The organism is Pseudonocardia sp. MH-G8, from assembly GCF_002262885.1.
Lineage (GTDB): Bacteria > Actinomycetota > Actinomycetes > Mycobacteriales > Pseudonocardiaceae > Pseudonocardia.
This window is the reverse complement of record NZ_NKYF01000026.1, coordinates 22,209-35,536: the sequence shown is the minus strand read 5'-3', so window position 1 is coordinate 35,536 and position 13,328 is coordinate 22,209. Positions and strand designations below refer to the sequence as shown.

At 70.2% G+C, this 13,328-nt stretch carries 13 protein-coding genes; 9 read left to right on the top strand and 4 right to left on the bottom strand.

Annotation, left to right across the window (positions count from 1 at the left end):
* Nucleotides 1-212: 212 nt before the first annotated feature.
* Nucleotides 213-830, bottom strand: coding sequence for a CBS domain-containing protein (locus CFP66_RS36810; RefSeq protein WP_233160018.1), 618 nt, complete (start codon nt 828-830; stop codon nt 213-215).
* A gap of 164 nt (nt 831-994) precedes the next feature.
* On the opposite strand from CFP66_RS36810, the gene CFP66_RS36805 reads away from it, so the two are divergent.
* From CFP66_RS36805 to CFP66_RS48195, 8 genes are all read left to right on the top strand, one after another.
* A complete protein-coding gene (locus CFP66_RS36805; RefSeq protein WP_094929981.1) occupies nt 995-1,666 on the top strand; it encodes a YbhB/YbcL family Raf kinase inhibitor-like protein in 672 nt (223 codons plus the stop codon).
* Nucleotides 1,667-1,786: 120 nt separating this feature from the next.
* Nucleotides 1,787-2,221, top strand: coding sequence for a ChaB family protein (locus CFP66_RS36800; RefSeq protein ID WP_233160016.1), 435 nt, complete (start codon nt 1,787-1,789; stop codon nt 2,219-2,221).
* Nucleotides 2,222-2,766: 545 nt separating this feature from the next.
* Complete coding sequence (locus CFP66_RS48200) at nt 2,767-2,904, top strand: hypothetical protein (protein ID WP_158228341.1); 138 nt, start codon at nt 2,767-2,769, stop codon at nt 2,902-2,904.
* Nucleotides 2,905-3,144: 240 nt separating this feature from the next.
* Nucleotides 3,145-3,927 carry an alpha/beta fold hydrolase gene (locus CFP66_RS36795; protein WP_198961919.1) on the top strand — a complete coding sequence of 261 codons (783 nt, stop codon included), beginning with the start codon at nt 3,145-3,147 and terminating at the stop codon, nt 3,925-3,927.
* Nucleotides 3,924-6,152 (top strand): alpha/beta fold hydrolase, encoded by a 2,229-nt coding sequence (locus CFP66_RS48720; protein ID WP_198961918.1) that lies wholly within the window; start codon nt 3,924-3,926, stop codon nt 6,150-6,152. The genes CFP66_RS36795 and CFP66_RS48720 overlap by 4 nt, the downstream gene beginning before the upstream one ends.
* A 215-nt stretch (nt 6,153-6,367) precedes the next feature.
* Nucleotides 6,368-7,498 carry a hypothetical protein gene (locus tag CFP66_RS36775; protein ID WP_143517477.1) on the top strand — a complete coding sequence of 377 codons (1,131 nt, stop codon included), beginning with the start codon at nt 6,368-6,370 and terminating at the stop codon, nt 7,496-7,498.
* Nucleotides 7,499-7,604: 106 nt separating this feature from the next.
* Complete coding sequence (locus tag CFP66_RS36770) at nt 7,605-7,832, top strand: DUF2795 domain-containing protein (protein WP_094930070.1); 228 nt, start codon at nt 7,605-7,607, stop codon at nt 7,830-7,832.
* Nucleotides 7,833-7,847: 15 nt separating this feature from the next.
* Entirely contained in the window at nt 7,848-8,009 is a 162-nt protein-coding gene (locus CFP66_RS48195) for a hypothetical protein (protein ID WP_158228340.1), read from the top strand.
* Nucleotides 8,010-8,238: 229 nt separating this feature from the next.
* Here the strand turns inward: CFP66_RS48195 and CFP66_RS36765 are convergent, their stop codons facing one another.
* The gene (locus CFP66_RS36765) at nt 8,239-9,081 is read right to left on the bottom strand and encodes a hypothetical protein (RefSeq protein ID WP_094929977.1); all 843 of its coding nucleotides are present in this window, start codon (nt 9,079-9,081) and stop codon (nt 8,239-8,241) included.
* A gap of 538 nt (nt 9,082-9,619) precedes the next feature.
* Between CFP66_RS36765 and CFP66_RS36760 the strand changes: the two genes are divergently transcribed.
* Nucleotides 9,620-10,756 carry a PP2C family protein-serine/threonine phosphatase gene (locus CFP66_RS36760; RefSeq protein ID WP_369805252.1) on the top strand — a complete coding sequence of 379 codons (1,137 nt, stop codon included), beginning with the start codon at nt 9,620-9,622 and terminating at the stop codon, nt 10,754-10,756.
* A gap of 93 nt (nt 10,757-10,849) precedes the next feature.
* Here CFP66_RS36760 and CFP66_RS36755 read toward each other — a convergent pair whose 3' ends face one another.
* On the bottom strand, nt 10,850-12,091 hold the full coding sequence (locus CFP66_RS36755) for an SDR family oxidoreductase (protein WP_233160015.1): 1,242 nt from the start codon (nt 12,089-12,091) through the stop codon (nt 10,850-10,852).
* Between the two features lie 584 nt (nt 12,092-12,675).
* Nucleotides 12,676-13,236: a hemerythrin domain-containing protein gene (locus tag CFP66_RS36745; protein WP_094929974.1), complete on the bottom strand. Its 561-nt coding sequence runs from the start codon at nt 13,234-13,236 to the stop codon at nt 12,676-12,678.
* Nucleotides 13,237-13,328: the final 92 nt, after the last annotated feature.

Sequence of the window (13,328 nt, the reverse complement as noted above, 5' to 3'; positions counted from 1 at the left end):
TCAACACACGCAAGCGCTGCTGATCGACGCTTGTCCAGCTGCGCGAGCAGGAGCGACGCCCCGCGCCTCGACGTTACCTACCACCGCACCAACGGGTCGTACCCTCCAACCGGGCTGAGCGATCGCCGACGATGGCGGTGGCACCGCGTCACCACTTGCCGCCGCGGCCGCGATGAGAAGTTGCCCGAGCGCCGGCCCGGCGTCGCCGGGTCTCAGCGGTTCGCCTCCGTCGCGCTGATATCGGCAAGCGCGGACCTCTCGTCGCGTTCGATGGCGAGGTCGCCGATGCTGACCACCCCCACGACGTGGTCGCCCTCGACGACCGGCAGCCGCCGGACCGCCTTCTCGCGCATCAGCTGCGCCGCCGCATCGATCGAGGTGTCGGGCGTGACCGTGGTGAGGTCCTGCCCGCTGCAGACCTCCCGCACCCCGGTCGAGGCAGCCCTGCCCTCGGCGACGACCCGCACCGCGATGTCCCGGTCGGTCAGGATCCCGACCAGCCGGTCGCTGTCGAGCACCACCACATCCCCGGTATCGGCGTCACGCATGCGCTGGGCGGCATCGCCGACCGTCGCGTCCGCCGTGACGGACTCCGGATCACGGGCCATGATCTGAGCCACCGTCGAAGCCATCAGGACTTCCCTTCGATCGCGAGCATGTTCGCGTGGGGCTACCCGCGGCGTCGCCCACCACACGAATCCGTCGTCACGCAGTGCCGCCGGCGCGCGCTGCGCCGCATCCAGTCCCGCGTCGCCGGGCAGCCCGGCGACCTCCTCCAGGCCGAGCACCGGCGACCGCAGCAGCAGGCTGGCCAGCCGCGACAGCGTCACCCGAACGCGACACTGAACACCAGCTCGAGCGCAGCCTCCCGATCTGCACCTCGCCACCGGTGGGCAGCGGCGGGAAACCACGCTCACGATCGCCGACGCGACCGGAGGTCCGATTGCACCAGCCGTGCCCGGGTACACCCAGAACGTCCTGAGAGGAGGCGTTCATGCCCGAGCCCGGAAGCCACCGCTACGACGTCGAGCGCACCAGGTTGCGGGCGCAGTACGACAACTCCGGCGTTCCCGACCAGCACGCGGACGACGCCGCCAACGCCGAGCTCCAGCGCGACAACCCACCCGTCCCGCTCGGCGACCCCGCACGTGCCGCGGGCCCGACTGGGCGCGGCGGCGACAGTCGCGGCGATCCCGGACTGGACGATCCGCAGGCGGCACCGAGCGGTGTCGTCCTGCGCAGCACGGCGTTCTCCGACCACACCCTGATCCCCGAGCAGTACGCGCAGGCAGGCGGGGACATCCCGCCGCCGCTGGAATGGGCGCAGGTGCCCGATGGCGTCGCCGAGTTCGCGCTGTACTGCGAGGACATCGACGCGAACGACTTCGTCCACTGGGTCGTCACCGGCATACCCGCGTCCACGAGCGGGCTCGGCGAGGACCGGCTGCCCGACGGCGCGATCCCCGGCCGGAACGACGACGGCGGGCTCGGCTGGAGCGGCCCGCACCCCCCGATCGGCGACGACCCGCACCGGTACCGGTTCCGGCTGCTGGTTCTCGACCAGCCACTGCACCTGGGCGAAGATGCCACCGTGGCCGACGTCCACGCCGCCGCCGGTGGGCACGAGTTCGCCCGCGGGACGCTGGTGGGCCGGTTCGGCCGCTGACCGCGGCGGCGCGGAGTACCTCTACTCGTCGCTTCCGCCGACGCCCGGTCGCCCTCACGACTCGACGCGCGCGGCCGGCCGGGCTTCCCGAGGAAGACACGCTCATGATTGAGGTGGGAGATGCCTGACAAGCACGAGCAGGCCGAACAGATGCGCGACGACGTGCCGTCGACGCTCGCCCGTTCCGACGACAAGGCCATTCGCACCTACAAGAAGACGCTCGAGTCGGCCGAGGAGACCTACGGCAACGGCGAACGCACCCACCGGGCCGCGTTCGCCTCCTTGAAGCACACCCACGAAAAGGTGGGCGACCACTGGGAGCCCAAGGACGCCAAGGGGCCTTCCGATCCGCAGGCGGAACAGGGCGCACCCCAGGCCCGCCGTGGTGACGACGACACCGCATCCGGAGTGGATGCCAACGCGTCCAAGGGCCACCTCGACAAGGTTGCAGGACAGCTGGGCGTCGAGCACCCGGAGGACATGCACAAGGCCGACCTCGTCGAGGGGATCGAGAAGGCCAACGCCCGCGAGACCCGCAAGGCCCGCGACCGGTAGAGGCGACGCGGATGCGGGCGCCGAAGCAGCGACCTCCGGGCCGATTGAAACCCCCACCTGCCCCGTTGCGCCAGGCTGGATTTCGGCCGAACGGAGCCGGATGAAGAGCAGGCCGGCGCGAGCGCGGCTACGACGCGATGCTGTTCACCTCGGTTCTCCAGTCCAACCCGACCGGCCGGCTCTACGCGAGCTCGGCTTCTCGATCGCAGGATGCGTGCCGGACGTCGTCGACGGCGAAGCCTGCTTGCTCCCTACTGAAGAAGGCTGGAGTGACGCGGTGCGCGGCACAACTTGCCCGCGTCGTGCCCTGGCCGTGGACGACGTGCTCACGCTTCGGCCCGCCTTGGTGTCCGCCTCGGCCGCGCCGCAGTCACAACGCATGTTCGGGAGGGAAGTCCTCGACCGATGTCACCCCGGTCATCCGGGAGCACGGCCCGCACGTGACCGGGCGCGGTTCTCGATAGATCTCGACGACGGTTCGATGGCACGCGGTCGTGAACGCGTGCGGCTCTGCCACCGCATGAGCCGGAGCTCTCAGGAGATGGATGAGCTCGTCCGAGTCCGCCTTCGCGGCGAAGAGCACGTTCGGCAACGGTTCGCGGTCCACTCTCGCCCTCCTGGTCTCAGCCCCGGCGACCAACCGCATCGGCGGAGCCCGGATGTTCGAGGAACCCCGCGGGTAGCCGAGTCGCATGCCGAAAGCCCTCAGGTCCCGCTGGAGGCGGACGGCTCCGTGAATCGATGGCAGCAGGGCACCGACCCCCATGGAACCACCTTCCCGCAGGTCGATGCCGACAGTAACGAGGATGCCGCCGACGAGTAGCGGTCGTGTCCTGCTTGCCGAGAGGCTAATGACCGGCCGGAGCAGTAGCGTGGTCGGCGGTGGGTGGTGGACGTCAGCAGCAGGTCGAGGAGTGGTTCGAGTGACGGACGACGGCCCGCTGCTACCGGACGCCCTGGAGCGGCACCGCGACACGTCCGCCGGCCGGATCCGCAGCCGCTCGGTGGGCGAGCCCGTCCGTGGCGTGCCCGAGGTCGTGCTGGTACAGGGCATGGCCGTGGCCGACTACCTGATGCCTGCGGTCGCCGAGCTGGGCCGGTGGACGCGGGCGCACCTGGTCGAGCTTCCCGGTTTCGCCGGCAGCGGAGAGCCCACTCGCAAGCTCGACGTGCCCGGATACGCGGGGGCGGTGGCCGAGTGGCTCGAGGCCGCAGACCTCGGGCCGGTCGTGCTCGCCGGGCATTCGAGCGGAACTCAGGTCGCCGCGCGGGCAGCGGTCCTGGCCCAGAACCTCGGCGTCGGGCGGGTCGTCGCCGTGGTGCTGGCAAGCCCCACGGTCGCCCCGATCGCCCGGCCGCTGCCTCGGATGCTGCTGCGCTGGCGCCTCGACGGACGGCACGAACCACCGGGCCTCACCGGCTTGCACCTGCGGGAATGGCGGCGGGCCGGCGTGCGCGGGCTGCTGCACCTCGTGCGGGTTCACCTGCGCGACCACATCGAGGAGCCCGTCTCCGCGCTGGCAGTTCCGCTGCTCGTGCTCCGCGGCGCGGACGACCGGCTGACCACTGCGGAGTGGGCTCGCGGACTGGCCGTAGCGACGCCGTCGGGCCGCTACCAGGAGCTGCCCGGAGCCCACACCTTCCTGTGGGGCGCCCCGGACTCGTGGAGCGCACCAGTGCGTCAGCTCGCACGCGAGGTGACATGATCGCCGACCGCGGGCGGGCGTCGCCGGTGACGACGGTGCTCGAGCGAACCGGACGGCCCCGAGCGTGGCAGGGGTTCTCCAGCTCCTGGGCCTGGGTGTACGGGCGGCGGGTGCACGCCAGGGTCGGAGGTCGGCTGGACGGGGCGCCCGTCGTGCTGGTGCACGGGCTGGGCGTGTCGAGCCGCTACATGCTCCCGCTCGCCCGGGAACTGGCACCGCACTTCCGGGTGCACGCGGTCGACCTGCCCGGCTTCGGCCACAGCGAGCCCGCACCCGTGGCGCTGGACGTACCCGGCCTGGCTGACGCCCTGCTGGGGTGGATCGACGCTGCTGGCTTGAGCACCCCGGCAGTGGTCGCGAACTCAATCGGCTGCCAGGTGGCGGCATCGGCGATGGTCCGCTCGCCGCACGCGATCGACCGGGCAGTGCTCGTCGGCCCGACGTTCGACCGACGTGGGCGCGGCCCGCTCGTGTCGGCCGGGCGTCTGCTGCGGACCGCGGTGCACGAACGACCCGGTCTGGCCGCCGTCATCGCGCGGGACTACGCCGCCTGCGGGTTGGGACGGGTGGCAGCGACCGCCCGCCACGCCCTCGCGCACCGCCTGGAGGACGATCTGCCCGCGGTCACGAGCCCGGTGCTCGTCGTCCGCGGCAGCCGCGACGCAGTGGTGCCGCAACGCTGGGCCGAGGAGGTGGTCGCGGACCTGCCGGACGGGAGGCTCGCCGTCGTGCCGCGCCACGGACACACGCTGAACTACTCCGCTCCCGGTCCGCTCACAACGGCGATCCGGCCGTTCCTGGGCGGCCCGCCCCCGGGACCGGACGCGCCCGGCACGCGGCCGGCGGACGCGAGCATCGCGCAGTTCGACTCCGCGACGACCTTCCTGCGCGGGACCGCAGCCGCCTTGCGGGGCGAGGACCTGCCCGCCCTCGGCGTGGTCCCGCGACCGCTGGCGCCGCTGGTGGAACGGCTCGTCCTGGCCGTCAACGCACTGCCCGTCGCGCTGCGCGAGCAGGCGTATCGGATCGGCAGCGGGAGCGAGGCGGCGCCGCCGGACGAGCTGCACACGGTCAGCGCCGAGGCACTCGCGCGCTGGATGGTGGCGCAGTACCCGCGGCGGCAGTTCCCCGCCGCGTTCATCGGGTCATCCAATGGGGCACTCGCGCACCTGGCCGCGGCACTTGGGGCCCCGTTCCTCCCGCAGACGTTCCTGCTTCCGGTGGCCCAGCCGCAGGTCGATCCGGACGACCCCCGCCACGGCCTCGAAGCGGGCGTCGGACCCGGGCGGATGCTGCTGGACGCGAACCCGGACATCGCACTGCACCACATGCACGACCCGAACCAGGACCGGTTGTCGCTGGCCCGCATGACCTACTTCCGCCTCAAGCGCCGCCGCCTCGGCCCCGCCTTCACCGACTTCCTCACCGAGTCGCTACCCCGCGGGGCGTCTCTGCTGGTCGCGGACTGCCGCCTGCGCTGGCCCGTCACCCGCCTCGGCGACCGGCACGTGTTCCAGTTCGGCGCACTGGGCGGGATGCCGGCGGAAGAGTTCCACACCGGCAGCGCGCGCGTGGCCGACTACCTGCGCCGCTACGGATCAGCACGCCGCAGCTGGGATCCACCGCCTGCCGACGACGACGCGCCGGAGGCGGAGTGGGGGTTCGACAACGCACTCTGGAACGACTTGCGCGAGGTCGCAGACGAGCAAGGCTGGCGGCTGCGCCGCGTCACCTTCGACGAACCGGAATCCCTGAGCCCGCTGGTCGCCGATCTGTACCGCTGGTGGTACCGCCGTCGCGGCCTGGTGGCGGACCGGTTGCTCGTCGAGTCCTTCGCACTGCTCGATCCCCACCTCGTCATCGCGACCGGATCCGTGCCGTACTGGTCGGACTTCGCCGTGGAGGCCTCTGCCGACGGGCTGGAGCGCTACCTCGACGGTGCCGACCCCTACGAGGAGATCCTGCTGACGCTGTTCCAGCACGGGACCGAGGGTGTCGGGGTCGCTCCGGCAGAACGCTGGCGCGAGCTGCTCGCCCGGGCCCGACGGCACGGCGCTTTCCTTGGGGTCGACCCTTGTCGCCACCCGCGCGATTTCGGCAGCTTCGGGCGGTTCCACCGCGAGCTCGCGGACCTGCCGCGGATCACCCCGCCTGCCCCGCTCACGCTCGAAGAGCTGGACCTCTTCCTCGCCCAGCGGCGCACCGACGCCGTCACATGGACCTGACCTGCGCAGTACGCGACAAGTGGACACATCCACGTGCTGATCCCGGGGGCCGCGACCGGTAACCGGGCGACGTGGAGCGACAGGTCCTCGGGGACCCACCGTCACAACTCGCCGTCGAGCGAAGTCCGCCGGCGTGACCGACCCGGTCCCCCTTTGCCAGGCCCGGCCAGTGCTGGTGCCGCGTTTCTCCGTATCGATGTCGGGTACTCGGGGCGGTGCGACCTCCGCCTACGCGTGCCGCAACGGGTCCGCTGCTCGTCCGGCCCAGCGCGAAGATCGTCATCGGACTACTCGCCGATCCCGATCTTCCCGAGCAAATCGCCGGGCATCTCGCCGACGTCCTTCCGAATGACCTGTCCACACATCTCAGCCGCGACGTCGACTGGACGGTCGAGACCGCCGACGATCCGTTCGAGGCGTCCACTCGACACGAGCGGATCATCGACAAAGCGCGCATGCGCGCCGAGGGCAAACACTGGGACATCGCCCTGTGCCTCACCGACATGCCGATCCAGAGACCGAGCGGCACCACCGTCGCCATGATCAACCTCCACGATCGAGTGGCGTTGATCTCGTTGCCGGCGCTGGGCGGAATCCGGCTGCGCCGGCGCGCCCGCGACTTGGCCATCACGCTGATCGATGAACTCACCACCCTGCCCAACGAGGAGAGATCGGACGCATCCATGCTGTCCCTCGCCCGGCGACGCTCCGCGGCATCCCGCCTGACGCGCCGAGCGACACCCACCGATCGAGATATCGATCTCGAGATGGTCATGCCAGCGCGACGCGGCCGGCTCCGCCTACTGGCAGGCATCGTCCGGGCCAATCGGCCCTGGCAACTGATTCTCGGGCTTTCGACAGCCCTCGCTGGCGCGGTCGCCGGCAGTGCCTTCGGCATCCTCTACTCGGTCATCTGGGTGATGGCGAACGTACTCGAGCCTTGGCGATTGACCGCGGCCACGGTCGGGGGGATCGCAGTATTGGCTGTCTGGCTCATCGTCGGCCACAGCCTGTGGGAACAGCGTCCGCAGCGCAAAACCCTGGGCCGGCTCGTCAACACCGCCACAGTTCTGACCATCGCGAACGGTGTGCTGGTCTTCTCCCTCGCCCTCTTCGCCATCAACATCATCGCAGCAGGCCTGATCATCCCCCCGCACTACATGGCCGAGGTCCTCGGCCACCCGGTCGACTTGACCAGCTACCTCCGAGTCGCGCTCATGGCAACCGTCCTGGGAACGATCGCCGGAGCCGTCGGTTCCGGCCTGGAGAACGACGAGACCGTCCGTCGCGCGGCTTACAGCACCCGCGAACAGGGACGCCGCCGCTTCATGCGACAGCAGCCCTGACATCACGACGTCTCGCATCGAGCAGATGCGGCCGTGCTCCCGCGCCCTGTTTGGTCCGGCCTCCCCCGGGCACACGGGGCATGCGCAACTGGAGGAGGAGTACAACATGACCAGCCGAGACGACGCACGGGTCAAGAAGGCGTTGCAGGGTGCGGACTTCCCGGCCGCACGGACCGCCCTACTGGACTTCGCGACTACCCGCGGCGCAGACGAGGAGACGCTTCAGGCGCTGCGCGCCGTGCCGGAGGGCCGCTACGGCAGCGTCGACGAGGTCGCCGATGCGGTGCCTCAGCAACCGGAGGGCCCGGGAACACCGGGCGGCACCCTGCGCTGACCAACAGGAGGAACGATGAGCGACGAGGACCTGCGTGAGCTACGGCAGCGCGCTCACGACGCCGGGATCCGAGGCAACTCGAAGATGGACGAGCAGCAACTTCGCGAGGCGCTGCGGCGTGTCGAGCACGGCGAGGACCCGATCGAGGCCAAGCGCGACGCCCACGGCTGGGACTGACCGGGATCGGTGGAGCGCACCACAACAGCTCGCTGCGCACGCACGGGCTCACCGCACGACCCAGACTACCCACAGTCCTCGCATGGTGATGGGCGGACATGGGCTGGCACCGCCCCCGGATCCTCGCCTCGGCGAGGCCTCGCACGAGTCTGTCGAGAAACTGACCCGACTTCCTCGGCGATGGCCCACCGCAGCTCGGCTGGATTGAACCTGGCGGTGCCGACGGCGCCTACCGCCAGGTAACCGGCGACATCGATCCCCCCAACGACATGGTCGTGCTCGACGGTTCCACGTCGGCTGTACGCGACCGGTCCGCGCGCACGAGCCGCTCCACCGAGATCCGCGTCTTGGTGCTCTGCTGGCCCGCCACGTCGATGCCGTGGGCACGGATGAGATCGCGGAATCGGGCAGCCGCCGAACAAGAGCGCGCCGGGTGGCACTTGGCGGACACCTCGACGATCCGTGAGCCGTCAGGCAGGACCCACCCTTCGACCCCGATGCGTTCCTTGGCAGATCCTGACCTCAGCCGCACGACCTGCACCGGTCCGAGAACGAGCAGATTGTCGACGTCGATCTCGTCTCCAGCGAGGGAGGCCAGGAGCGCACGCTGCCGCTTCCCGAGCAGGTGCCGAACGGGCCGGCGCCGCACAAGCGCGCGCTCAATCGTTCCCGAGCGCAGCCGCCGCCTCCTGGAAGCCGACCATGCCGTTTCCAGTGGCAAAGCATGCAGCTCGACAGCCAAACCGTTCGGGCAGCGAAGCCTTTCCGGAGCCGGGTGGCGAACCTTCACGGTGACATCCTCGCCACGGATGTCGGTGACCCGCGCCCGCACGATGACACCGCGCCGATGCAGCGCCAGATCGGGGGTGTCGAAGTAGTAGACGTGACGCATTCGCGGCCGACCGACCTTCGTGCCGAGCACCGACATGGCAGTTTCCAGGTCGCCGTCCACGATCGCCTTCAGCTCGACCCGATCGACCCGTCCGATCGCGCTCAGAACCGCCGGAAGCGACTCCCACAACTGCTCCTGATCGAGACCCTGTCGCCTCGTCATTCCACCCTTCAACACCACTCCCTTTCACCTGTCTGCCGCGTCTCGCGCTGCCCTGGACGGGACGGACGCGCTCGCGTGACAGGTGTGTATGTGCAGCAGTCGCACCGGCCCGCCACTGATCGCACCTGTGTCCGCCCTATCCCTCTACCCGGACGCATGCGTTCGGACACACCCTCGCCCCTGCTGCATGGTCGAGTCTCCCGCGTCACCGTCGTGCTGCCGTGCAACGCCGCGTGCGTTCGAGCCACGAACCGGACGATGCCCAGCAGGAGGCCGGCGAAACCAGCACGGGCGGACCGAGCGACCCCGACCTCGCCAGGAGGGCGGAACGCGCTTCACCCAGCGAGGAGGCTGTGAGGTTGGAGTACGATCCGGCCAACGAGGAGGGGTGAGAGCTTCCCGCTCCTCGCGCGGCGGACGCGGGGCGGCAGGCGTTCCATTCGTGGATCGATCGTGCTGAGATCGGTGGATGAACGAGGCAGACACGTGGTGGGAGATTGTGTCGGCTCTCGTCGGTGCCACGCACAGTGCGTCCGGTCTCGATCTCCCCCGCGTCGTGGATGATGCGGTCGCGCGGCTCGGGATGAGCGCTGAGCTCTACCTCGCCGACCGGGCCCAGCGCATCCTCACGCCGATCAGCGCCACCGGCAGCGTGGTCAGCATCGACGGCACTCTGCCCGGCCGGGCGTTCCAGTTGGTTCAGGTGATGATTTCGCCTGCCTCTGGTCACGACGGCGATGCCCTCTGGGTGCCCGTGGTCAACGGCACCGAACGGCTCGGCGTGCTCCGGCTGAGCCTCCCCCCGGACATCGACGCGCGCGACCTCGACCTGCAGCAGCGGTGCTCGCTGCTCGGCGGCCTGCTGGGACATGTCCTGGCGACCAAGTTCGCCTACGGGGACCGTCTGCACCGAGCCCGCCGCGCCGACGGGATGACCACCGCAGCCGAGTTGCTCTGGCAACTGCTGCCGCCGCTCACCTTCGCCTCGCGGGACCTCGTCGTCAGCGCCATCCTCGAGCCTCACGCGCGAGTGGGCGGCGACGCGTTCGACTACGCGATCGACCAGGGCAAGGCGTTCGTCGCGATCTTCGATGCGGTCGGACACGACATGCAGTCCGGCCTCACCACGTCAGTCGCGCTCGCCGCGATCCGCAATGCCCGCCGCAGCGGCGAGCACGACCTCAACGCGCTCGCCCGTTTCGCCGACAGCGAGATCGCGGAGAACCGGCGGGCCGACTACCGTTTCGTCGCAGCGGTCCTGGCCTGGCTCGACACCGACAGCGGCCTGCTCACCTACCTGATCGCCGGACACCCACCGCCACTCCTCCTGCGCGGCAACAAGACCGTCAAGGCTCTGCAGAACGGCCCCCGCGTGCCGTTGGGAGTCATCGGCGGCCCCGAGGTCGCCCTCGGCGAGGAACACCTGCAACCGGGCGACAGACTCCTGCTCTACACCGACGGAATCACCGAGGCCCGCAACGCCGAGGGCCGCGAGTTCGGGACATCCCGGCTGATCGAGTTCGCAGAACGCAGCTCCGCAGCCGCCCTGCCCATCCCGGAGACGCTCCGGCGGCTCTCACACGCAGTCCTCGACTACCAGGACGGCCGTATCCAGGACGATGCCACCCTGCTCATGCTCGACTGGCGACCACCGACGCAGAAGCGGGTACCGATCACCTCCGGCGGAACCTGAACGACCGGGGGCAAGGTGACCGTCAGCGTCCACGCGGGCGCCGACCGCGGCACGGGGCCCACCGGCGAAGCACGCGTCGCGCGCACAAACTCCTCAGCGGTCTGACGTGGGGAGTACACGTCGCAGCGCGCGAGCCGCACCGCTGACGGCCTCGGCCGGGCTCGGGAGATGCTGCAGCAGCTCGGTGAGCGGGCTGTGGCTCAGTGTGGGTCCGCCGTAACTCCCATGCACCTGCCCCGGCCCGTCCATCGGCGCGTCGAGGTTGTCCCTCCCGTTGTCCGGCCGATCGGCCTCCGGCCTCGCCACTCCGAACACCGGGATCGACATGAACACATCGGTCATCGCCGGCGAGAGCTGCTGAGCTGCGACGAGACCGAGCGCTGCGTCACCGATGACCACCTCGCGGCGCGGGCGCACAGCGGTGTACACGATGGCATCGGCGACGATCTCCGGGGCGTAGACCGGCGGCGGCGGCTTCGGCATCGCTCCCAACTTGCTCCGAGCGTGCTCGAAGAACGGCGTGTCGATCGCGGCCGGCAGGATCGTGCTCACCGCGATCGGGGCGCCTTCCTGAGCGAGCTCCATACGCAGCGCGTCGTAGAGCGCCCGCAACGCACACTTGCTGGCCGCGTACGGCGCTTGCAGCGGGAACGAGCGCAGCCCCTCCACCGACGACACACCGATGATCCCGCCGTCGCCCGCGCGACGCAGGGCCGGCAGAGCCGCATGCACCCCGTGCACATGACCGAGGAAGTTGACTCGCATCACCCGGTCGAACTCGTCGCCGGTGATGTCCTCGACCCGCCCGAACACGCTCACCGCGGCCACGTTGACCCAGGTGTCGATCCTGCCGAACCGGTCCTCGGCCCTCGTCGCGAGCGCGCGAACCGCGGCAGCGTCAGCGACATCGGTCGGCACCGCGATCGCATCGCCACCTGCGCCGGTGATCTCCTCGACGACAGTATCCAGGGCGCGCACACCCCGCGCGGCACAAACCACCATGGCGCCGCGTCGCGCGAAGGCGAGTGCGCTGGCCCGGCCGATCCCGCTCGATGCGCCGACGACGACGACAACCTGCTCGGCCAATGATCTCGGCATCGCCACCCCCGGCTCCAGCACGCGGATTACCCCGAGCTTCCCGCAGTAACCGAGGCGACTGCTGACCTCGCCCGATCCAGAGTCATAGACCACGCGTACGCCGGAGCCGGCGCGGACCTCGCCACGACTTGGTCGAAGCACAAGCCTGTGTTCCTTGCTGGCCGGGGCCGCGGCCGCCCCGACTGCGAGCTGCCCGAGGAATACCGCGCCCGACGAGGCCGAGCGCAGATTAGGCATCTCACACCAATGTCCGATGAGTCCTCGTCCGGCTGGCGCTGCTCCTGTTTGCGCCGCTCTCTCGTTCGGCCTATCGCTTCTTCGGCCCTCTGTCGACGTCGGAGCGCTGCTTACCCCGTTGGGTCTGCTGCCGCTCTTCCTCGTCCGCCTTGTGCGGAAGGTGCTCCCGCCCCTTCGATGCTCCCAGCGTGACTTGCGCCTGGCTCGCCGGCACCCCTTCGTCAGCTCGGGCCTCGCGGGCCTTCTGCCGACGCTGGATGTTGTCGCCTTCCATCTGCTTCCGCATTTCTTTCGGGTGCCCGGCAGCCGCCTCAGCTAACCTGCCGCATCCCGCACGGGCGTCCCCTGCACGATGTCCGTTCCTGCTGCTTCTCGCGGTGCTCGGGGCCTGTTCGAGCGTGTGGTGCTGCCGAACGGAAGCCGCGGCATCCCGTCCTGGCTCGCACCGTCGTTCACACCCACAAGGCCGTCCAGCGGACGACGTCGGGCAGCGGCAGGACGCAGATGCCGTGAACACCGCGCCGATCCGGCCACCAACACCGCGGTGAGAGCGAATCCGCTCCGCTTGCGCCAGCGTGGGGGTATCAGGTCGTGCGACCGCTAAGCTTGTCGCGCATCTTGTCGACCAGGCCCGCTCCCGGACCGAGGATCTTGTTGGCCGGTGGTGTGTTGGGCGCAGAAGGGTGCGGCCGGGTGGGTGCGATCTCCTTCGCCCGGACGATCTTCTCGCCCAGGTCGACCAGCTCTGCCTCGTCGCAGGCCGCCTGCAGGCGCGGGAAGAGGTCCGACTCCTCGTCCTGGACGTGGTGGCGGATCTCGCTCATCAGCGTGCCGAGCAGCTCGTCGAACCGCGGATCCGTCGGGTCGAGCCCGTCGAGGTCCTTCATCGTCTGCTCGGCCTCGGAGTGCTCGGACACCTCGTGGTCGGCGAGCTCGTCGCCGTCGGGGAGGGCCTTGCGGGCGGCCGGGTACAGGTACTGCTCCTCGGCCACCGAGTGCCTCACCAGCTCGGCGATCACGTGATCGGCAAGCGCGCGGCGGTGCTCGGGCGTGCCCTCGCGGCTCTCGAGTTCGCCGAACACGCGCTCGACCGCGCGGTGGTCGTCGACGAGCACTGTTACGACGTCCTTGCGGGTTTGGGTCATCTTCCGCTCTCGCTTTCGTGGTGGGGTGGTACGCACGACCGGGACGTCGGCGGCGTACCCCGTGCCGTCCGATCAACACGGCGCCTCGGGGC